Source organism: Synechococcus sp. PCC 7335, assembly GCF_000155595.1.
In the GTDB taxonomy this organism is placed as follows: Bacteria; Cyanobacteriota; Cyanobacteriia; order Phormidesmidales; family Phormidesmidaceae; genus Phormidesmis.
On the sequence record NZ_DS989905.1, the window covers coordinates 340,910 to 363,849 of the forward strand.

The 22,940-nt window shown below is 47.1% G+C and carries 15 protein-coding genes, 1 pseudogene and 1 riboswitch; of the genes and pseudogenes, 7 read left to right on the forward strand and 9 right to left on the reverse strand.

The features are described 5' to 3' along the window. Positions 1–114 precede the first annotated feature (114 nt). From S7335_RS21330 to S7335_RS21345, 4 genes are all read right to left on the reverse strand, one after another. Positions 115–1,572, reverse strand: a complete 1,458-nt coding sequence (locus S7335_RS21330) for a cation:proton antiporter (protein WP_006458429.1) — start codon at positions 1,570–1,572, stop codon at positions 115–117. 529 nt (positions 1,573–2,101) lie between these two features. Further along, complete coding sequence (locus tag S7335_RS21335) at positions 2,102–5,731, reverse strand: G8 domain-containing protein (protein ID WP_038019380.1); 3,630 nt, start codon at positions 5,729–5,731, stop codon at positions 2,102–2,104. Between the two features lie 1,008 nt (positions 5,732–6,739). Further along, positions 6,740–8,227 (reverse strand): GAF domain-containing sensor histidine kinase, encoded by a 1,488-nt coding sequence (locus S7335_RS21340; RefSeq protein ID WP_006458076.1) that lies wholly within the window; start codon positions 8,225–8,227, stop codon positions 6,740–6,742. Between the two features lie 339 nt (positions 8,228–8,566). Further along, positions 8,567–8,764 carry a hypothetical protein gene (locus S7335_RS21345; protein ID WP_006457872.1) on the reverse strand — a complete coding sequence of 66 codons (198 nt, stop codon included), beginning with the start codon at positions 8,762–8,764 and terminating at the stop codon, positions 8,567–8,569. 236 nt (positions 8,765–9,000) lie between these two features. Between S7335_RS21345 and S7335_RS21350 the strand changes: the two genes are divergently transcribed. Then, a complete protein-coding gene (locus S7335_RS21350; protein WP_006458230.1) occupies positions 9,001–9,423 on the forward strand; it encodes a hypothetical protein in 423 nt (140 codons plus the stop codon). 56 nt (positions 9,424–9,479) lie between these two features. On the opposite strand, the gene S7335_RS26360 is transcribed toward S7335_RS21350, so the two are convergent. Next, complete coding sequence (locus tag S7335_RS26360; protein ID WP_006458233.1) at positions 9,480–11,882, reverse strand: type I secretion target GGXGXDXXX repeat protein domain protein; 2,403 nt, start codon at positions 11,880–11,882, stop codon at positions 9,480–9,482. Positions 11,883–12,300: 418 nt separating this feature from the next. Continuing rightward, positions 12,301–12,701: pseudogene (locus tag S7335_RS27475) on the reverse strand (HAD-IC family P-type ATPase); the annotation flags it as partial. A gap of 179 nt (positions 12,702–12,880) precedes the next feature. Here S7335_RS27475 and S7335_RS26365 point away from each other — a divergent pair. Both S7335_RS26365 and S7335_RS21370 read left to right on the forward strand, forming a co-directional pair. Then, a complete protein-coding gene (locus S7335_RS26365) occupies positions 12,881–13,384 on the forward strand; it encodes a GNAT family N-acetyltransferase (RefSeq protein ID WP_006458321.1) in 504 nt (167 codons plus the stop codon). Between the two features lie 199 nt (positions 13,385–13,583). Further along, entirely contained in the window at positions 13,584–13,835 is a 252-nt protein-coding gene (locus S7335_RS21370; protein ID WP_006457912.1) for a hypothetical protein, read from the forward strand. On the opposite strand, the gene S7335_RS21375 is transcribed toward S7335_RS21370, so the two are convergent. Beyond that, positions 13,832–14,065, reverse strand: coding sequence for a ribulose bisphosphate carboxylase small subunit (locus tag S7335_RS21375; RefSeq protein WP_038019386.1), 234 nt, complete (start codon positions 14,063–14,065; stop codon positions 13,832–13,834). The genes S7335_RS21370 and S7335_RS21375 overlap by 4 nt on opposite strands. A gap of 440 nt (positions 14,066–14,505) precedes the next feature. On the opposite strand from S7335_RS21375, the gene S7335_RS21380 reads away from it, so the two are divergent. Next, a complete protein-coding gene (locus S7335_RS21380; protein WP_038019389.1) occupies positions 14,506–16,233 on the forward strand; it encodes a YdiU family protein in 1,728 nt (575 codons plus the stop codon). A 95-nt stretch (positions 16,234–16,328) separates the two neighbouring features. Further along, a riboswitch (cobalamin riboswitch) is annotated at positions 16,329–16,488 on the forward strand. Positions 16,489–16,503: 15 nt separating this feature from the next. On the opposite strand, the gene S7335_RS21385 is transcribed toward S7335_RS21380, so the two are convergent. After that, positions 16,504–16,809 carry a helix-turn-helix transcriptional regulator gene (locus S7335_RS21385; protein ID WP_198011475.1) on the reverse strand — a complete coding sequence of 102 codons (306 nt, stop codon included), beginning with the start codon at positions 16,807–16,809 and terminating at the stop codon, positions 16,504–16,506. A 295-nt stretch (positions 16,810–17,104) separates the two neighbouring features. Between S7335_RS21385 and S7335_RS28560 the strand changes: the two genes are divergently transcribed. Next, positions 17,105–17,305 carry a hypothetical protein gene (locus tag S7335_RS28560; RefSeq protein ID WP_006457898.1) on the forward strand — a complete coding sequence of 67 codons (201 nt, stop codon included), beginning with the start codon at positions 17,105–17,107 and terminating at the stop codon, positions 17,303–17,305. 123 nt (positions 17,306–17,428) lie between these two features. On the opposite strand, the gene S7335_RS21395 is transcribed toward S7335_RS28560, so the two are convergent. Continuing rightward, positions 17,429–18,061, reverse strand: coding sequence for a hypothetical protein (locus S7335_RS21395; protein WP_038019396.1), 633 nt, complete (start codon positions 18,059–18,061; stop codon positions 17,429–17,431). 399 nt (positions 18,062–18,460) lie between these two features. Between S7335_RS21395 and S7335_RS21400 the strand changes: the two genes are divergently transcribed. Together S7335_RS21400 and S7335_RS26370 are read left to right on the forward strand one after the other, a co-directional pair. Beyond that, the gene (locus tag S7335_RS21400) at positions 18,461–18,895 is read left to right on the forward strand and encodes a CBS domain-containing protein (protein WP_006458434.1); all 435 of its coding nucleotides are present in this window, start codon (positions 18,461–18,463) and stop codon (positions 18,893–18,895) included. 1,631 nt (positions 18,896–20,526) lie between these two features. Further along, positions 20,527–22,940 (forward strand): SH3 domain-containing protein (locus tag S7335_RS26370; protein ID WP_157620615.1); only part of this gene is annotated, 2,414 nt, incomplete at its 3' end.

The following is a 22,940-nucleotide window of genomic DNA, read 5'->3' on the forward strand; positions in this document are numbered from 1 at the left end:
AGAGGATCAAGGGAAGACTAGTTGATCTCTTTTTGAACTCGAGAGAAGCCAACCCGTCTGCGTTTTCCCAGAGATACGGTTTATGGCTGCATCAGTTTAGTGATGCCTTTGAGCTTAAAGCCAACTGCGCCCCACTATCCAAAACAGGAAAACCAACATCAGGCTCATAGCCCCAATTAAATGCTCGAAGCGCTCAACCACACGGGGTAATTTAATCGATAACTTTTGAAAAATCAGAATATAGGCTAGCCAGCCGACAGCAATAGTAATGAGGGGTTTGACGATATTGCTCAAGCTATAGGCCTCGTAGTAAAGGCTATTGGCCAAAACCAATCCGCCTAGCAATAGTCCTAGAGCTGGCCAGAAACCTGGCGTTACCTTGTTTTCAGACTGCTCCGAGGTATGGGGCAGAAAAATAAACTTAGCAAATGATATAGCAGTGCCTAGCGCAGCAATATTCATGCCGATGACTTGCCAAGGGACTAGATTCTTTGAGGTGAGGATTTTAGCACCAAATCCCGCTAGCAATGGAAAGCCGGAGATGGAAAAACTGGCGATCGCGAGCGTAATCCAAACGGGTGTAGGGATAGGATTTTCTTTTAGCACTTTAATGTTACGGCTCGGCAAGTTACCGGTAATGAGAAACAAGGCTGACTTCACCAGGCCGTGCGTAAGCGCGTAAAAGCCGCCTACAGCTGGTGCTGCCAAGATAAACCCGATCTGGGAAACCGTATGAAAGGCAAGAATGCGTTTGCTGTCTTTGGAAAACACGGCGTAGCCAACGCCTAATATAGCTGTTGACACCCCGAAGAAACGCACGATTGGATCAATCGCAGGCACCATGAGGGCAAACCGAATCATGGGATAAACGCCTGTTTTGACCACAACGCCTGACAGTAAAGCAGATATGGGTGATTCCGATTCAGAGTGGGTAAGTGGCAGCCATAGCCCTGATACAAAAATGCCACCTTTGGTTAAAAGGCCAATAAAAATAAAAGCGATCGCCTCAGTTGGCGCGTTGGCTAACCCTGCAAAGGCAAATGAGTTGCTTGATTGATACACCAGCGCTGCCCCAAGCAGATAAAATAGCATAGCTGTATTACTAACAAATAAGTAACGCAACCCTACCCAAATGGAACGGTCACTGCGGGGATAGGCAACTAGCAGAAATGCGGCGACGCTAATGACTTCTAGCGCAACGTAGACGCTGACTAGATCGGCGCTGACAAAGACAGCATTAACGCTACCATGCAAAATAACGACTTGGGTGTAGAAGAAAGCGCCTTTATCGCCTTGCCAGCAGTAGAGAATAACCGCCAGGGTGACGACAGCATTGGTCAGAATAAAGAACCCACTTAGGTCGTCGATAAGCAAGCTAACGCCAAAGCTATCTAATAGCTGGAAGCTGATAGGTGCCGGGTTTAGCACATGCCATAGTCCAAAGCCAAACGAAAGCAGCGAAATTGTGATAGCTAGGATGCGATCTAGTTTGGGTAATAGATAGATGCTGAACCCTATAAACAGGGGCAAGATGATCCAAATGAGGCTGAGATTAGCATGGTCTACTGTCATGTTTGCGTTCAAGGCACTTTTTCAAGGCACTCTATAGTGGGAACATCATCGAGTGGATCACCTACTGTCATAAAGCATCAGCTTTCAAAATGAGACATGGTGCTTACTCCGAGGTCAGATGATGGGATAGATAGAGGTCACCCAAGTGCAACGCATTCTTAAATTGCTACTACTAGTCATATCTTTTAGGCAGTGCGATCGCCCATGGCAGGGCTTCGTTACTATGCGCAGCCACAAAGGGAGGGTGGGATAAACTTTAGTAAAGCTAAAAAACACCTTAACCTGAGAGTCAGTTTATCAGACAGCATGGAGAGAAAAAAGTATAAGAAATGTTGATAGCTCGTTGAGTAGTACAAACGATTCTCCAAAGTATCGTGTTAATTCATGCTGAATACAGCCGCTGACTACAGGTTGTCATCACCCGTATTGTCAAGTAGAAAACTACCCTTCATCCTCAAAGGCACTCCCGCAATAAATAGCAGGATTTAGCCTCAGTGAGGATGAAGGGTAGTTCTACAGCGTTTGAACTTTATAAGAGGCTCTGATCTGCAAGCGTTTCAATCTGACTCGAATTGAGCGCTTTATTAAAGATAGAGACTTCATCAATTAGACCTGTTAGTCCGCCGCCTGTACGTTTGCCATCGTGAAAGAGACTATTTTCAGCTACACCACCGACACCAATACCATTTGCGTGATTCCACAACTGAGAGGCCGCACCAACACCAAACTGTTCGCCATCTAGATAGCCTTTTAGTGAGTTGGGTCTGAGCCTATTATCTCCGTCAAGTACTAGCGACACATGATGCCAGGTATCCTCAGAAATGTTATCGGTATCCAGCCATGTCCCAGACCAGCCGCTCTCGTTAGGAGGGGTATTCCAGCCGCCTACAAACAGACGATCTTGGTCGAGGTATATATTTAATCCGCGTGTCCTACCTCCTTCTTCATAGATAACCTGCTTTCCGCTCGTGTTCGAAATTTCATCTGCCTTAAACCAAACAGACACGGTACGCTCTTGGTGAATACCTATATTGATGCTGCGTGAGCTAGCGATTCTAACGCTACCTTCTCCTGACAAAGCAATGCCATCCCCTTCGAGTCCGCTTGCCCAAGTTGAGTCATCTTGGAGCGAGCCTTGGTGCTTTGTGCCAGAACGACTAGAATCAACTGCTGAGGACCCTTCGCCTTCATTGAAGTCAAAGTAGGCAACCATACTAGACGACTGGCGAAGCGCTACTAATTCTGGAGCTGGCCCTTCTGAGGTCGGATCATATGGAGAGATAGAGAGTACTCCTTGGGGCTGACCCTCAGTACCCAGCTCAAAATAAGACAGCGCAACAGAATCCCCTCGGTCATTGGTTCTATCGGTCTTGACTCTAGCCACCAGATGCTGATAGCCATCGCCGAAGTCAACTGTTTCGGTGAAGTCCTTGAAGTCAAAGAATCCATCCTTGTCGTTTCCACCGAAAGTTTTCCCAAACAACAATTCTCGAGTCATTGGAATGGTACCGGCCTGAGTCGGTCCATCACCCTCGGCCAAGAGGCCGTCGAACTGTCCATCGACACCCCATAGTTCAACAGTTACTTTGTTCCTCCTTACCTTGCTGTTGCCTCCTTCAATGTTCTTCAGTCCAAAGCGGAGTGTCTGTTCTCCTTTATGAAGATTATCGTTCTGAACAACTTGGCCTATCCCAGCTCGCCGTAGTCTTCTGTTAGCTAGCTGTATACTGCCGTCGTCTATGCGAGTAGAGGCGCTGCCTTTCCATCCATCTCCTGCGGCCAAACTACTCAAACGTCTGCGTCTGATTCGATTGAGTCTTGTGCTCTGGCTGATCTCTCCATCTTTGAAAGGATTGGTATAGGCTTTGGGACTGATCTCAACGGTCTGGGTGAGCGTTTGCGCTGCCCCTTGGCTATCTAGCACGCGCAAAGTTACGTTATGCTTACCCGCTCTCTCGAAGTGATGCGTGACCATACGGCCAAAATCGTCCATCTTTCCATCGCTATCAAAGTCCCATCCATAGCTAGCAATGCCCTTACTAGGTACAGGAAATTTAAATTTGAATGGATCGTAAGATTCACTCGCATCGAAGCTTGCCGATAGCCCACCTACGGTAGTTCCGCTGAACTTGGGAACAGGCAGTTCGTTGTTCTGTTGGCTAATCTCAAACTCAGTATTGTCTATCACTAAACTAGTACGAAAGTCGTCTAGAACTTCCCTGTTCAGTTTGAAATCACCTACTTCTGCGATGTTGTATGTGTTGTTACCAAACAGACTGTCTTCAATTGAGGTCTCAACGATGCCGTTCTTCTCTACATCGGGGAACTCAGGGTTATAGCCTTCGCCAAAGCCGCGAACCGTCAAGTCGATATAGCGAAGGCTGTTAGAAGCATGGTTGTGAACAATGCCATCACCATCAGGATCTTCGATGTCGCCAACAATCAAGCCATCTACGAAGTCGATGTTTGAACTGTAGTCTGTGTTGATGCCTTGCTTACGGGTTTGCCAAACGCTGAAGTTGTCGATAGTAGAACGTCCGCTGTGCATAGCATCAGGCGCTCTGTTGTTTAGCTCTAGCTGACCGTCGAAGTTAGCTATCTGAGACCAGACGTTGATACCGACATCCGTGTTGTAGCTTTCAAAGCCGCTCAACTTGTTCAACGGCACATCGGTGATATCGACTTCTTCGGTACCAGCAGGGAAGAGGTACTGGATACGCTGAGGTAAGTTCTTAACCAGAATTGTACTAACATCGCGCGCTTCGTTACCCTGACCATCACCGAACAGGGTGATGCCCGAATCCTGAGCACTGATGGCAACGTTGTCTTCCATGACGACTTGCGCAGCCCCCTGCACCCAGTACCCTTCTCCTTTGAAGCCCATATCGAACTTGTCTTCGCGTCTCTGGACCTCGCTAGTTGGCATAAATCGACCTGGGCCAGTCATCTTGATAGTGATGTTGTTCTTCCAGGACCCTAGTTCGTTGCCAGATTCGGCGACGATGCCAGCGCCAGCGACGTCGAACACCACGTTGTCCGATAGGTGCGCATGACTATCGTGATGAACGATACCCCAACCAGGACTACCGACCACCGCGTTGCCGCTAACGATTGCTGCCTGGCCGTTGATGTCATCCGCACCGGTTCGGTGCAGGTGCAAGCTATAGCGCCCTCTAGGGTTCTTGCCATAGCCAGGTGTACCATCGATGTTTTCTTCAGGATCATCTACCATCCTAGGCTTGTATGAACGTCCCAGGTTGTAGAACCCAGCGTTGTTGACACTGACGTCCGGGTTGTGCATGAACATAACGTGTCCACGCTGATCATCCGGTATATATTCCCCTCCTTCGGTCTCGAAGGAGACGTTGCGCGTGACGTTGGCAACGTAAAGCTTGAGCCGCTCTCTCTCTGGGATGTCTGGTCGGGTATGGTCAAACCTGAGCGCGGTCTGACGGCTACCAGACTCTACGTCGTCGTTAGTGAAGCTGATGCGATCGCCTTCTATCTTTGTAATAGTCAGCTCTTCATCACCAAAGCGGCTATTGTCTTTGTTAGAGCCAAACCGATTGTATCGAGTACCCCCAAGAACCAGCTTATCGCCAACTCGCCAACCGGAGGGAACCCCGTCGAGTTCGAGGACGCGATCGCCCGCTTCGGCATCTCCTTTCAAAGCGATGAAGTCTGTTTTGTCTGCACCATAGATATTCACTTCACCGTGGCTGATGACGCCGCGGCTAAGCTGAGTCGGATCCCACTCGGTATCAATCTTCCCTTCGCCAGTGATGATGATGGAAGCCGTTCTGTTAGCAGCAATCGGATTGTTCTTTGTGCCGATGTTGAGCGTTCCCTTCATGGTGTTGACTAGCGTATCAACAACCAGTTTGGTATCTCTGTTGCGCGCGAACTCGAGCGTACCGTCTATACGGACGGTATTGAGGCGAGCATCGCTTTCTCTGTTGTAGTTGACTTTGACGCCTTCTGCAATCAGAACGTTCGCGTTATCGCCAGGGACTTGCTTTGAGGCCCAGGTATTGGGATTAAACCAGGAACCATTGTTGACTGCTTTGTGGGTGACTGCAGATTCTGGGACCAAACTCATCAGTGAGGTGGGCTCCGACGTTTGCAGATCGTTGTAACGGTTAGTGTTATGAGTGTCCATATCGATGAGATTTCCTATTGTTACTAGTGTTTGGGCATCAGAAGATATGCCCTAGACCAAAATGAAAAACTAAGAGAAAAAAGCTTTAGAAGAGATTCTGCGTGGAGGAATCGTGAAGGGGCCAGTACAGGTCAAATTTAGTTCACCCAAGCAGCTTCACCTACCGTGGTAGTACTCACATAAAAACTGTATAGAAGTGGTATATCCGTAAGAACATGAGCATGTACAGCAACTTGAACGTACGAGATGTACAGATGACTCGTCACAAAGATAGAAGTCTATGAAAAAAAATGTTCTTTGTAATGATTGCTACCTATTCAAATTCAGTGAGCAATCATCAACAAATACTGATGGGCAGTAGTGAGGCCGGTTATTTAAGTCGCGGTAGCTCATAACATGAAAGAATTACTCTTTCGATCGAGGGATGCGATCGCTTCAGTAGATGTGCAATGTTGAAATTGTTGCAATCAAAATCGTTGTAATCAAACTACCAAAGTACTTTCAAAGTGCTTTGTGTTCTAAGCCTGTCCCTATTGTAATTCTGAGAATATTGCCAACAATGGCTCCGTTCACGAAGAAAGAATCAACGCTGTAGCAATTGCAGTAAATAATTCGTCGAAGATCTGTAGAATAGAGTAATTAGTGAAAGCCAAAAGTGTTGATAAATTGCTGTAAGAGAAAACTTCGATAGCAGCAATTGACGCACTTTAAAGGTCTTTGAAGTGCGTCTGTAAAACTACGAGAAATAGGAACATGCTGATGTAGCACAACAAGTGGTGTGCAGATCAATGCTGAGTTAAGACGTAGGATAGATTGCGACTGAGCATTTCTGCCCACTAGGTCATATAGCGATGTAAGAATAATGGCGCTGACTTAAACATTAAATAGGCAAAAAAGCGGCTAAGCACTCTCCACAGGAAAGCAAAGTACTCTCCACAGGAAAATAGCGTTGACCGACAGCTATAGGGGCTATGGCTTTCTGTGCGGAGGAACCTTTTAATCCTGCGCTTACGTGGGTAGGCAGATGCAGAACGTGGCCCCTTTACCGAGCGTTGATTCTACCGTGAGCTGGCCACCATGAGCTTCAACTACAATTTGATAGGCGATCGCTAAACCCAGTCCTGTGCCCTGTCCAACAGATTTAGTTGTAAAGAAGTGGTCAAAGACTTTCGGCTGATGACTTTCCTCTATGCCTAAGCCACTGTCTCGGATGCAGACGCTTACCTGATTTTGTTCATTCATTTGGGTGCTTATCCAAATCTGAGGCTGTAGGTTAGAACAACTTGAATTAGAGCGAGCTATTCGATGACACTCTTTGATGCTTTCGATAGCATTAGTTAGAATGTTCAAGAATACTTGATTAATTTGAGCAGGATCACACTTAACCGTTGAGATATCACCATAGTTTTTAATAACTTCTATCTTAGGATGATAGCTACTAGCCGCTAATTGATGGTTAACCACAACTAGTGTACTTTCAATACCTTCGTGCAGATCAATTTGCTTATGTCCAGACTCATCTAGACGGGAAAAATTGCGTAACGACCGGACAATATCGCGAATCCGAGCAGAGCCTGAATTCATAGAGGCTAACGTTTTCGGCAGATCCTCAAGAATAAATTCAAGGTCGAGTTCACTATCCTGCGGCGACGTAGCTACGTTATCTATTGCAAGCTCGCTCTTCGACTTTCGTTGAACCAGCGTCAATAAGTCATTCATGTAGCTTTCGACGTGAGGCAAATTGGCGTGTATAAAGTTAATCGGATTATTGACCTCATGAGCAATTCCTGCCACTAGCTGTCCCAAACTCGCCATCCTTTCAGCTTGAACTAGCTGAGCTTGAGACTTTTTAACCTGTTGTAGCGCCTTGTTAAGTTCGTGGGTCTGCTTCTGAATAGTTTGAACGTATTCTGCTTGCTTTAGTGCAATCCCGAGCTGTTCACCGACTTGAACCAGCAGCTGTACCTCTGTTTTTCTCCACCGTCTAGGGCCTGTGTTTTGATATGCGGCTAGCAGGCCCCAAAGATGATTGTCTAGATAAACCGCAATAATGGTATAGGAGCGGGCCTGGTAGCTCTTCAGAACGTCTACATAGCAGTCGCTAAAGCCAGCATTCTCAATGTCCTCACAGACTCGGAAGATTTCTCCTTGAACAAAAGAGCCGCCATAGGTCAGTTGTAAGTGGGTGTCGGCTGTTGGGTTGATATCGAGTGACCTTACGCTACAATCACTAACATTTTTAGCAATCAGGTCATTGCTTTGCTGTGCTTCGATTAGTGATATCCATTCTGGACCAGCTGACTCAAAAACAAATTGCCCACTCCAGTCTGGATTGAACTGATAGATAGCGACTCTATCAGCCTTCAATAGGCTCAGCATCTCTTGTGTAACTGTCTCACAAATTACCGAAAAATCGAGTGAGCACCTTACTTTATTCGTGATTCTAATCAGAGCATTTTGGGTGTCGGCGATATTGTCTTCGGTGACTGCCTGCATCCTTATTCTCTCATCAGCTACAGAGCTTGCCTCTGCTGATCTTGATTTAGACGTGTTGTTAGCAGTAACCACAGGTATATTAGTTTGAAAGAGATATACTACAGAATTCCCTACCTTCACTAGAAATTGCATCATACTAGGCTCAAATGCTTTCTTTATGAGCCTCTCAAACGAAACGGTATAATTTGCTGCGGACGCCCTACCAGGTCCTTTTGTCAGCCTTCGAGCCGATACAAGCCGCCGCCGAACTCTAATCGTTCAAGCCGACATAGCTTCTATCGCCCGATAAGCATCGGGTACACTAGTGGCACTCTGTCATCGCTCTCCCACATAGCATCTTTAATTATAGACAGCGCGATCGCCATAGTTGGTAGCGTTTGAATTGACTTCTTCAGTCCGCAGACCGTGCTTGAGTAACTCGAAGATAGCCGTATCTCTTACATAGAGATTCCCTTTAAAGACAAAAGCTTCTGCTAACTGATGCCCAGTTGAAACATCAATATCTTCAACTACTAGTGAGGGGGTCAGACTTGCCACTTGTGATAGTCAGCGTAGGATTGCTCGATATAGTGCTTGGTTGCTAACCGTCTGAATGCGATGACTCATACTCACGAAATGCATATGAGAGGACCCTGAGGATTCGCTGGGTACTCTCATCGTATCCTTTTCACCAACGCTCAGTTATCCCTTAAGGCGTCCTCAGCTGACGGCTTCGCACCCGTGGCATTCTTAAATCAATGAAGCAAACACATTGATTCCCAAGGAGCCAACTCATGAAAAACATTCTCTTTTCCGCTCTCGCTCTCGCTGCCACTACGCTGACGCTGACACCTGTTGCTAACGCCGCTGAGACCTTCCCTTCTTCCTCTATCCAGCAACGTCGCTTAGAATTTCTCGATACACAAACTAAGTCCGTCGACGATATACAAAAAGTTCGATTAGGGCACCTCAATAACCAGACCAAAGCGGTAGAGAACGTTCAAGCCACTCGCATAGAGTTCCTAGAGAACCGAACTAAGGCAGTAGAGAACGTGCAGGCTAGCCGGCTTGAGTTCTTGAACAACCAAACCAAAGCTATCAGCAACATCCAAGCAAGCCGTTTGGACCACCTCGACAATCAAACTAAAGCGGTAGACAACGTTCAGGCAACTCGGCTAGCTAGTCTAGATGCCCGTACCAAGAGCACACTTCGATAGCATCCAACGCTCGCGCTCGCTGGGCTAATTGAATTTGGGAATAGTCTGCTATTGCATTAGAACAACTGCAAAACGTCTTCTGCACTAGCAGGGCTATCTATCGCCGTGAAGCTGATTTCAGATAGGAAGCTAGCCTGCACATTTTTCAATATGGCTAGAGGCTCCAGACTTCCTACAACACTGATCGAGGTGTTATCTCCTTGCTGAGCTAGCGTTAGATCAGAGAAAGTAAGCTCTCCAACAATTAGGCCAATACGATCAACGCCAGCGTCAAAGTCTGTGATTATATCAGTGCGATCGCCTATCCCAAAGACAAACAAATCAGCACCGCTGCCGCCCCTGAGCATATCAGCACCACCTCCACCTATAAGAATATCGTCACCCGCATCGCCCCAGATAAAATCATCGCCCGCATCGCCGCTGAGCGTATCGTTTCCAGCTTTACCGCCGATATGATCGCTACCTTCACCGCCAAAGATAACGTCATCACCGCCCGGTTCCCCACTTTGAGGACGGCGACTGTTGCGATCACCACGCAGCACGTCATCGCCGTCGCCCCCAAGGATAACGTCATCGCTAAAGCCCCCCGCAATCGTATCATCGCCGCCTCGACCGTCAATGCCCTCCATACGATCGCTACCAACTAGCGTTTCAGCTTCATCGGTGCCTACTTGATCGATTCTGAGCGTGCCTTTGGCAAATACCTGTATGCGTGGCCCGAGTTCATCTAGATCAGATTGAGTGTTGTCGACATAGGTCTCACCTACTCTGCCAGTGTCTAACAATTCAGTGGTGCTCAGGGTGAAGAATGACACATCTTCGTGAGAGCCAAAGCCAAGGGGAAAATCAAACTCATCTGCCCAGTCGTCAATATGAATATGCGGCGGTGGGACTTCACCAAAGGGATTGAGCGAGGGGCGCGACCAGAAATTGAGTCCGCTGAAGCCATCGCCCACTGACGTTTTTTCACCAAAGTTCACACCGCCTGGCCCCATGAAAAACCCGTCTTGAAGAAGCTCTCGAGTATTGGTGTCAAACGAGAAGTTGAACTCGTCAAAGGTGAGATGGTTGTCTTCGTAGGTGCGTAGTAGGTTGCCATCAGGATCGAAGAAGGAGATATCAAAATCAAGCAGATCTTCTTCTTCAACGATGCCATCTGTGTAGCTCAAACTGCTGTCATACTGAAAGGTACCCTGAACGCTAAAACCAGCAATTTGGCCCGTCCAGTCAAAGGCGAAGGTAGCAATCTCAGGTATATCAGGTGCGGTTTCGACTACTGCCATACGGGCGATCGCACCTCCCAAAGGAACTGCCTCAGACACCTCATAACTATCCAAATCAACGCGAACACCGCCCTCGTCAGAATGGCTGAAGAAAAAATCGTCATCTCGCTCACCCCGGCGAGAAAAATGTCTTGCCCCTTCTGGCACAGTCAGATTGCCGACCTCAACATAGTCAACTTCGTTAGTAGCAAGATTCAAAACAGCGATATTGTCACCAACCGTTTGAGGAATCCAAGCCTCCCAATCGCTACCGTCCTGGTAAAATTCTGTTCCATTAGCGCTGACACCGCCGCCAACTGTCACCTGTGAATCAAAGTCAGGTAGTGTGTGCGTATCGAGCAGCGTATTCCAAATGCCAATATCATTTTCCTCAACGTCATCATTAAGGATGAGAATAAAGCTATCATCGGGCGTGTGCGCGACCCCGCCCAAAATTGGCACCTGATCGAGCACAATTGTATCCGTAGCCGTATCAACAAACGAGAATCCAGCATCGCCTGTTAGCTCAAAAAAAGCCCATCCTGTCGCCGGGTCATAGCCCTTATCGTGAGTGCCTATATCAGGATCGCCACCGCCAATCTCGATTGGCTCGCCGACTTCTCTAGTCTCTAGATTGATTGGGAAGAGAGCCGGCTCGGCCGTATTCGTGACATAGGTATTCGCGCCGAGGCTCCCCGATAGCAGCAGTTTACCGTGTCCGGTGCCCCCAGTATTAGCCTCAATCACCTCGGAGACTTCTAGCGTTTCTTGATCAATAACGCTAAAACCACCGTCACCATCGACATGTACCCACAGCTCATCTTCGTAGATAAAACTATGGACAGGGCGATCGCCCACATCCAAGATGGTTTCTACAGACCGACTGTTTGTATCAATAACAACAACCTTATCCGCATTGCGAGCATTCACAAATATCCGGCTGCCATCACTACTTGTCAGCGCATCGCCCCAGGCTGCACCCTCACCGTTTCCACCTTCTGCTACAGGCGCGGTAATTGTTGAAAGTTGATCGATTGTGAATTCTTTGACAACCTCAAAACCATCGCTTTCGCTGCCAGCGATAGTAACACCATAGGTATTCGTTTCAGCATCAAGCCAAAAGTAGTATACTTCCGCCGAGCTAGTTGCTAAATTAGCAGCGTCTTGTTCAATGGTAGCAACAGTTGACTGTGTCATATTTTCTTAGAGATTGGATAGAGAGGCTTGATGGAGAGAAAATCACCCTATCACCGCCATCTCCAGCTGTAAAAAGACAGTTAGTCAATGTAAACTTTTCCTCAAAGTACAATTATTCTTAGGCAATACCGCACGCTAACAAAAAAGAAAACAGACAAGTTGTCGATTGTTGAAAAGCTTCAGATTACTACTCAAAGGCCGACTGCAAATTTAAATTCTATAGTCGTTTTCGTATGGTTTATATGTACTATGAAAGCCTGCCGAAAGTAACTTCGCTTTGGTTATTCCCCTTACCAGTCCAGCTCCCGCTCTTCGACGCTGACCTTTAAGGCTACGGGTTGCTCAATGCGGTGAAATTCATTGTTACGAGTTTCTAGAATTTAAGCCCTGGTAATGTGCGGGTTATCTAGCACTTTCCAATCCCCTGAGACTCGGCGTAGTTTACAACTGCCTTGGCCAGCGGATGCTCCGAACTGCGCTCGACAGTTGCCGTCATCTGCAACAACTTTATTTCGTTGCTGCTAGCCATCCACGCACGGTTAGATAGTCACTAACCGTTGGCTTACCTTTTGTCAGCGTGCCTGTTTTATCAACCACAACTACTTACAGCTTGTAGGCGCGTTCCAGGCTTTCGGCATCTTTGATGAGAATGCCGTTCTCGGCTCCTTTGCTAGTGCCAACCATGATGGAGGTTGGGGTTGCTAATCCTAAGGCGCAGGGACAGGCAATGATGAGGACGCTGACAGTGGTCAAAAGGGCGAGAGTGAGATTGCCGAGCAAAAGAAACCAGAGAACAAAGGTAATGATGGCGATCGCAACACGTATGATTAGCGATGGGTGGCTAATACCGCCAACTGAACTAAATGCTATCAACGTAGGCGATGTGCTGACGGCGAAGACTGCTCAGCAGCATCAACAGTCTGTAGAAGAGTAGGCGAGATATATATTTGAAGGCTGGACACCGTATCACGAAAAAATTACTCACCTAATAGCTTGACATGATTTTCTTTGAAACAGAACGGTTGCTATTTCGCCGCTTTGAGCAATGCGATTTAGATGAACTTGCCAGGATATCTGCTGACGTGGCCGTCATTCGCTACGTCGGCAATGGGCGACCGCTCACCCGGGAGAAAACGCAGACATGGATAGACAAATCCAGAAGCAATATCGCGCAGTTTGGCTATGGGACCGGAGCAGTGATTGAGAAAGAAAAGAACGCTTTGATTGGCTGGGCTGGTATCGGCAGACCTGCTGATGATAATGGGCTAGAAGAAGTTATCTACGGATTGGATAGTCCCTACTGGCGGTTGGGTTTAGGGAGTGAACTGTTGGCTGGCCTGGTTTGCTGGTCGAGAGACACGCTGAGACTAAATGAACTCCGAGCGACCGTATACCCTGAAAACGCAGCTTCAATTACCTTACTATCGCGTTACGGATTTGAGTTAGTAGACGATTGTTACAAGGGTGATCCAAACACTCATCTCTATATCCTCTCGCTCTAGCAGCTTCCTTACTAATACCTCGTCACTCTAAACTGAAGTCTTATGCATCAGACGGAATTACAGCGGTATTAGCGAGGCTATGTAGACATGCGACATCAAACCTAAAAATGAGGGTGGTGACTTGTGGGGAAATTCAAGTGATAGCATTGATATCGCTTTGGAAAATCCTTCTATAGTCCGCCTGCCGGAGACAAATTACATGGCAAATTTGATTGTTCGCAACATTGATGACGCCATTGTCAAAGCCCTCAAGCAACGGGCTAGCCGTCACGGTATCAGTGTAGAAGCCGAGCATCGTAAAATCCTAGAACAAGTCTTACTTCAACCTGCCAGAAAATCCTTTGCCGAAGTGCTCTGTATGATTCCCGACGTTGGGAACGATGCGGATTTCGAACGGGTGGAAGAGGATTTGTTTTTAGGCTCACACTGGCTTCTGAATGATTTGCTCTAGCTACGCTGTTTCGCTTTAGGATCGATGCTCAACAATCGCACATAGTCATCAGGGTGATGGCTCAAAAACTGTTCTACCTGGGTTAGAACCTGAGCCTCATAAGGGCTGGTAATGGCAGGAGCAGTTTGCCAGGAGTCCGCCTTGAATCGCTTGGCATTGGCAAATTCCAAGCCAATACGATGGCCCTGACGAAGTTGTTGACGAATGATGTCAATGCGGGTCAGACTCAAGCGCTGAATCCCGAAACATTGTGAGAGCCAGAACGACGGCTAAATTTCGCAAAGCATTTTCAACCTTACCTAATTCTGTTCAAAAGCAAGCGCGTCGAGCATATCGTCAGTTTCAGCAGGATCCTGCTCATCCAAGTCTGTGTTTCAAACAAGTGCACTCCACATTGCCAATTTACTCGGCTCGCGTCAGCAAAAGTTATAGAGCAGTTGGTCAACTAAATGGGCACATCGTAGTTTAGTTTTGGATTGGCTCTCATGCAGAATACGACAAACTTCTATCACAAATGTAGTTACCGACATAACCCTGCCCAGGAACGGACGGATTAAAGCGCCTACTAACAAGTTGATTAGTCGACAAGGCTCCACATTATAATTAGGCTAGCCCTTACAAGGCCTCTATTAAAAATGAGTTTTCCCCGACAATACGGGCGCTAGCAACAATGTCATATCCTCCATCCAAACCATCTGCTGAGCCCCGCACAACGACCTTCGATGAGTTCGTACAATTGGCGGATTATTCGCTGATGGATACCTTAAATGCAGATCCGGATGCCACCGAAGATGGTGACGATCACCGTGCCCGCCAGGTTTTTTCGGGTCATTTCGTACCTGTGACACCCACGCCACTTGCAGAACCAGAATATGTAGCCCATAGCAGCACTTTTTTTAAGGAACTTGGGTTGAGCGATGAGCTGGCGCTTGATGAAAAATTCCGCCATGTATTTTCGGGCGATCTCTCTGCTGCGCATGAGCCGATGCGTCAGGTTGGCTGGGCGACGGGTTATGCACTGTCAATTTATGGCACCGAATATATCCAAAATTGTCCATTCGGTACGGGTAATGGCTATGGCGATGGTCGGGCGATCTCTGTATTCGAAGGAATCATCAATGGCCAGCGTTGGGAAATGCAATTGAAAGGGGGTGGCCCAACCCCTTATTGCCGGGGCGGGGAGGGGCGCGCAGTCCTCCGTTCCAGTGTGCGTGAGTTTTTAGCGCAAGAATATATGCACGCTTTAGATGTGCCCACATCGCGTTCTTTGACACTGTATGTTTCTAAATCTGAAACCGTTACCCGGCCTTGGTATTCTCAAGACTCCCACTCCCTTGAGCCCGATGTGCTGGTGGACAATCCTGTGGCTATTTCAACTCGCGTGGCACCCTCCTTTTTGCGCGTTGGTCAGCTCGAGCTATTTGCCCGCCGCGTTGGCAAAGCCTCTCCGAAGGAGAATCGCAGCAATGCTCATCCAAAAGCCTTAGAAGAATTGCGCATGATAGTGTCGCATTTAATTGAGAGAGAATACAAAAGCGATATTGATCAAAACCTTAGTTTTACCGATCAATTGGTTGAGCTAGCTAAGTTATTTCGCCAGCGTCTTACGTCACTGGTGGCTAATTGGCTACGTGTTGGTTATTGCCAGGGTAATTTTAACAGTGACAACTGCGCCGCTGGTGGCTTTACTCTCGACTATGGCCCCTTTGGATTTTGTGAAATTTTTGACCCTTGGTTTCAACCTTGGACTGGCGGTGGCGAACACTTTTCATTCTTCAATCAGCCAAGCGCAGCAGAAGCGAATTATCATATGTTTTGGCAATCTGTGAGACCGCTACTCGAAGATGCTGAAGCTTTAGAACAGTTTGACCAAGTACGTCGTGGCTTTGCAGAAGCGATGCAACAACAATTCCAGAAAATATGGGCGGCCAAACTTGGCTTAACTGAATTCAACCCCGAGCTGTTTAAGAAGCTAATGCAGTTAATGACTCAATCAGAGGTAGATTACACCATTTTCTTTCGCGAGTTGTCTCATATTCCAGACGATATCTCAGCATTGAAAAAGAGCTTCTATGGTAAACCCCTGCAACAACTCGAAGAACAATGGCAATCTTGGCTGAAAAGCTGGCGCGACCTCGTCATTAACGACGGCAACTTGGCTGAGATATCGGCAAAGATGAAACAGACTAACCCAAAATACGCATGGCGAGAGTGGTTGATTGTCCCTGCCTATCAACAAGCCATGCAGGGTGACTATACGTTCGTTAAAGAGTTGCAAGAAGTACTCAGCTATCCATATGATGAGCAATCACAAGAAGTAGAAGATAAATACTATCGTCTACAACCTAAAGCGTTTTCTAACGTTGGTGGTGTGTCGCACTATAGCTGCTCATCTTAATGACAACTGCTTCAATCGAGGGCAGCATTGCTAATTGACTTCGCAGAACAGTTCAAAAACGAAGAGGGCGAGGTATCTAATTTGATTTGAAGTGATATATAATTCTGGACGTCGGTTCTAGCGGGGAGCAGCCACTAGAGGTAACGGGGAAAGTCCGGTGAGAATCCGGTGCTGTCCCGCAGCTGTGAAGGAGAATTGATTTTTCTTATGGGTGGCGATCGCTCGCCCACTCCCGCTGGTTGCCTTTTGCCTTGCTCACCCTCGGCTCTCCTACATTTCAGGTGAGGGTTCTGCTTCAATAATATCGGCGAGCTTGCGAAGCCGCTTCGACACCTCGCCCCTGTTCAGAGAGTATTGAATCTCACGCCCCTTCCTTTCAGAGCTAACGATACCCTCTTGAGCCAGAACCTTAAGATGACGCGATACGCCAGAAGCATCCACACTACAGCATTCACACAAGCACATCGCATTTTGAGGCGCTTTGCACTGACACAACTTATAGACGAGGGAAAGCCGATTAAACTCTCCTAACGCCTTCAGCAAACCTGCCAATTCTTGTGCCTCATTCTTGTTCATAAGCTTATATTTGCATGTTTGCGCAAATATGTCAACATCAGCTGCTCTAGATCCGCTAGCGAATGAACTATTGAGAACTATCGACGAGAGCATTGACTGATGATGAATCAAAAATTAGGATAATTATCATTATCAACTAACTATCATGATGATATGGAATCGGCGGACCGAGGCAGGTGTGGTTCTTTAACCTGCCTTCTGGTTGGGTCAACCCCGTACCAACATCGGCAGTTTTCAGGACTACTTCAGCAGCTTGGTAGGCTGGGAGCGGTTTCGAGCTTCGCAGTATTGAACAATGGATCTTGTACTGCTGGGTGGGCTGATTCAAAATAGTAATGACAGTTTCAGCCGGCGGGACCGTTCCTTTCGCACGCAATACATCACGCTACCGCTCGGCTCATCAAATTTAGGCATCATCCATGAATTTGACCGAGTGGCCGAATTCAAGCGCCTCATGGCCCCAGAGCGACGCAAGAACGATAATCATCGACTGTGATTATTGCAGTTTGCGCACCTTTGCCAGTGAGCAGTACGAACAAAAGTGTTTCAAAGCGAGAATTCCCGGGCTGTGCGAATTCCAAGCGATTGCACTATTTCCAGAGTATCTCAGATCCTGCGCTCAGCGCTGCATAGCTGACCGAACGAGCCGACGCATAATGATGCTGTTAATGAGAGAAGCTACTGTAACGAACGGCGTGAAAATGAAGAGCCCTACTATCCAACCGAATGCAGCTGTATTCGGTACACTATCAAGAGCTGCTCCGAAAAAGACAAATGTTGCGAGTACTGCGAGGGCATATAGGGAGAAAGCCCCTGAATTGAGGAACCCCCAAGCACCTCTACTACGTTTAGGCGCAATCGCACTGCCGCTCAGGAGTCCCCCCAAGACCCAAGAGAATAACCAGCCTGATATGAGACTGCTATCCAAAGAACCCTCAGTGCTAGTCAAAAGGCTCATAAGAATAGGCGCTATTAAGCCCAGCATCATTCCAACAACGATGTTCTTAACCCATCTCATAGCCAACTTTATACTTGCTTGAGACAATATAGCCGCCTGCCATCCTCCCACGATCATGCCTTGAATAACGGCGCACAAAGCCAGCCGCCAGATGAGTTGTAAGAACTGTCGTGAGGCTGTAAAGCGAGTGATGTCTAACATGCCAAACAGTAAAAAAGCAACGACCGCGCTCATCGCTACGCCAAGCAAACTAGCTAGAATCCACAGCAGCGTCAGTTTTTTGTGTTTGCTCATTGTTAGTTGCCTAAACAAGGTAAGAAAAGATAACTGATTTGTACAGTAAGACCGCATCTCCCTGGTTTGTACTATGTAGTTGCTCTCGGTTCACTTCCTACAGCCTTAGCCTAAAACAGTCCATTGATGAATTAATTTGGAAAGGATTGAGTATGTCGTCTACTACCTTCAGCAGCATCTTAGCCATCATCCCCAATAGGGTTTCCTCACAAGTCCCTCAACTTCTTTTACGATGACAGTAATAGGAATAAAACAAATGTAGCAAACTTCGCTCTTACTGCTTAGGTGCCTTGTTTAGCTGCAAAAAGGAGATCTACTATGCTAACAGTTGCTGACATCATGACCAATGAAGTGTTTACAATTCGCAGCTCTGCAAAGGTTATATAAGCGATCGCACTTATGCAAAAGAAGAAAGTGCGATCGCTCATTGTTGAAAAGGCGGTTCAGGGAGGGGCCTACGGCATCATCACCGAGCGAGATATTGTATACGGGCTAACGGCTAAGTCCACAGATCCTACCGAAGTAATGGTGTGCGAGATTATGAAGTCGCCTTGCATAGTCGTGGAACCAAATTTGAGTCTACCTACCGTTGCCAACAGATTTTTGGACGCAGGCATTCAAAGAGCGCCCGTGATCGAAAATGGCCGGCTACTGAGCGTCGTATCCGTCACAGATATCATCATGAACAGTAATATAGAAGCCGTTGAGCTGCCTTCTGACCTATCAGAGCAAATTGAAGTAGCTTTGCGCCACCGTCGCCTAGGCTGGAATGACGACAATCAAATAGAGAAAGAAAGTGAGGTTGCGCTAGAAGTGCTAGAAGAGCTTCAATGAGGACTTTAACGGCTATGTAGGCGCGTTTGTCGAGATTGAGTAGCCAAAATACACCTCGTTCCCTTCAAAGAGATTACTTTTCTCTGATTCGAGCTGACCGGTGTGAATTCTCTATTCAGGCCCTTTGATTACCTCTGTTCGATGCCCTTCGATGTCTTCTGCTTAGCCGCCCCATAGCTTTTGACCTTGTCGGTAATGATGTCTTTGGAGACAAAGCAATCATAGGGGTAGCTTACGAAAGAATCTGTACACAGCTGCTGTGTTGTATTAACGCTGCCTCAGGATTTCAGTCTCTACCCTATGCTAGTCAACAGATCGCCGCAAGTAAAATTACTCCTCTCTCAGTACAGTTCTGATCTTAATAAAGTTCCTAGGTAAAAAGTCGGTCATAAGTCAGGCGTTCTCAGTCTTTAAGTCAGTCATTAGCTGGCTTAGATGGATGTATAGCCAGCGTTGGATTGAATTCTCTACGAGAAGTCTACGCCTACGACGCTTGCGTGTCACCTAGCCTACTATGTATAGCGGTTCTAGCGGCTACAAATCTCGCCAGCTAAGTGACCGAAGTTATATCTGAAAGAATGAAGCTGCGATCGCACCTTAGTTCACAGAGTACAACCTTATTTGAGATCTATACTTATGCCTAGCCTAACTACAACAATTACAAGAAAGTCAGAAGATAATACCGTCTCTCAGGGGGTAGTAGCAGCTTACCCACTTTACTTTCCCGCCGCCAAAGATTTACCCTACAATCATCTCTGGTACTACTCCTGCATATGCTCCACCTTCACTAAAACTCGATCCTTGCTGAGCTGTTACCTAGATATCCCCTCCGTGCTGCGAACAATGCTCTGATAGGTCGCCAGTCCTAGTCTCTCATCGTTTTTAAATCGTTCGCTCTAAATATTGCAGAGAATATTGCAGAGAAGGTAGTGAGAGCGCTGATAGGTTGAGGAGAAAAGCGATTTATGGTGTTTATCGAGAGGTGCCTGATTAACTGAATCATGTTTAAGCTAGCCCGATGTTTGAGTCGATGACCTATGTAAATAGGGGCTACATGAAATCAGAGAAAGTCTGATCGAAGGCTGAAGTGCCTTGAGAACCATAGTGTTTAGCTATGGGTATCATTGTTCCTTCGAAACTTCGATCTGCACTTAGCAGTACGACTAATGACTAAGAACTCGTTGATAGGGCTAAAAAGATGACCCTAGCGACTAAAATCTCTTTGTTTCTGTGCCCGCGCGGTAGTAAACCTTTGACTATCTCCTTTCTGCGCAAGAAAACGTTAAAGGCTCTTAGAAGTCATTCTGACAGCGAACGATTTTGCTCAAACTACATAGTCGAGGCGGATAAGAGAGAAAGTAGTGATTTTATCTCTTTCCACAAACCACAGTACGAACTAAAAGCAAGAAAACATAGACTATATCTTGGTTGAAATTGGCTGAACAGAGTCTTTCCCTAATGGAAGATCATAATACCTCGATGAAGTAGATTTACGAGACCGGAACGGCAAACAAGCCATAAACATTTCACTTGACTGATAACTACTGATTTGACTAAGGCATCAAAGGTCTTAGTTCCGATTATCAAATTCGCAAACATGTCTTTAGAAGATAATTTAGGAGCGCTAAATAATGAAACGGATGACTTGGGTATATCGATCTTTTCTTCAAGGTATCTTGATCGGCCTATTTTTTGTTTTTTTGTTGAGCCCGAATAGCGGACAAATATTCCCTGATGGAATTGAAAGGTTCGGAATATCGTTTCGGGTTTTAGACCAGTCCATATTCGTTCTCATTTTCTCTGGTATTTTAGGCGGTTTGCTGTACACCATTGTTGTTGATGGCCTTGTCGAACTGCCCAAGTTCACTTCTCGATCGGGCGACACCTTCAAAGCCGGCCTTTTTGGCGACCTTCTAATTGGCGTCGCTGGTGCCCTCGTCTTTGAGTACCTCACTACCACATTAGTCATTACTAGCACCGGTAGTACTGCTCAAGCGATAGATGTACTTCCGGCGACTCAGCTCAAGCTAGTTGCTGCTCGGGGCATCATCGGCGGCTATGGTGGCCGAGCCATCATGAATATGGCGCTCAAGAAATTTCTGAATAAGATTGATAAGCTTGAAATTGAAAAGAGTTCCGTCGTTGAAAAGACAGTAACCCTAGAACAAGGAGATGCTCAGCTTAAGCAACAGCTAGCTCAGGCGGAAGATGAGAAGATTACCATCCAAACCTCGACGGAAGCTCCTTCGGCGATCGCCCCTAGGAAGCCACCAGTAGATTACGACATTACCACCATTGAACAGATTTTAGAAGCCGAAGTAGATGGGGGTATTCACACTTCAAAATGGTCTCTTGAACTCACCCAAGCGATTTACTTTGCTCTGATTAAGCTAGGTTTCTTAGACCCCTCAGACACCCTTGAAAAAGTAGCGGATGGTTGGAAGATCTTCAAAGAGAGTATTAACCAAAACTCTCCAGATATGATTGGGACAGGCAGTGCCCAATCGCTAGTGACTGCTTTGCAGGCTTCAGAGGAATCGACCCCTCATCAACCTGTTATCTCTTCCTATGACGTTGCCGGTATTTCGGATAGCGCTATCAGCCTCATTAAAACCAGCGAAGGATTTAGATCAAAAGCCTACGCCGATCCCGGGCATGGTTGGAGCTTGACAACCATTGGGTATGGCACGACGAAGTATCCCCCAGATGGTAGCCCTGTAAAAAGAGGTGACACTATCAGTGTCGAAAAGGCCGAAAAATGCTTGAAATACCAACTCGAGCATGACTTCAAACCGGCGTTAGAAAAGATACCTACCTGGCCTCGCATGAACAGTAACCAGCAGGGAGCCCTCTATAGTTTTGCCTACAACTTAGGAAAAGGGTTTTATCAAGGCCACAACTTCGATTCAATCACTGACTTATGTGATCATCCTGATTGGTGGGAAGATGCCGCAAAGGTAAAACAGATTTTCGTACTATATAACAAATCCAATGGCAAGGTAATGCCAGGGTTGGTAACTAGGCGGCAGGCCGAAGCCGATCTGTTTTGCCAGCCAGCGCTAAGCAATAAAGGCACCGCCTTAGTTGAGAAAGATCATCAGCCGTCGCAGCTGTTGAAACATTGCTATGTCAGCGATCCCAACCCTCCTTTGAACGTACGGTCAGGGCCGGGGACAAGATTTGAGAAGGTCGATACCCTAGCCAATGACTCCCGAGTCACAGTCACCGGAGAGGATGCGGGTTGGCTCCAGATTACCCATCCGGTAAACGGATGGATCTTTGAAAAGAATACGTCCAAGTTTTTGATGAGACTGACCAGTGATGACAATCCGCCGACAAACGTTCGGTCAGGACCTGGTCAACACTTCGATGTGGTTCACAAGCTAGATAATGGCACGTCCATACGAGTAATTGATGAAAAAGAGGGTTGGCTGCAGCTAGCTGGCCCGGTAGACGGCTGGATTTCTCGTAAGCTGGTAATCTCATCTAGTCGCGGCATCAGTGCTAGTCCCGCACCGGCGTCTATGTCAGAAGCGCAAAAGTATGAACAGTACCGCCAACTTGTTCTGGCGGTTGGCGGCAAGTTTAGAGAAAGCGCTAACCAGCGTAACTTAATTGGCTTTCGCAAGGAGACAAGCACTCGCGCTAACAGTGGTAGGGGTGAGTATGATGATCTACTGTTTATGGTTTGGAAGAGTGGTGTAGGGCAGTATCAGCTCCGTGAATACTCATTCTGCACAGAACCATCAGGTCAGTATGAACATCGAAGCAAACTGCCACATAGAAGGCACCCCCAGGGCGTCGATGCGAATAGTGATGGCTGGAGAGATCTCGGTAGAATACCCTCTGGATATTATGAATATAGGAAATGGAGTTCGAGCCTATTTCCCAGGGCTCTGCGGGTAACGGCAGAAATCATGGCTGAACGCGATACAGATCACGATGGCATCTTCGAGCCCCATGAGCCTAGAGCAGGTGAACAACAAAGTATGTTGTTTCATGCAGGAGGTCACAACAATACGTTTAGTGCGGGATGTCAGACATT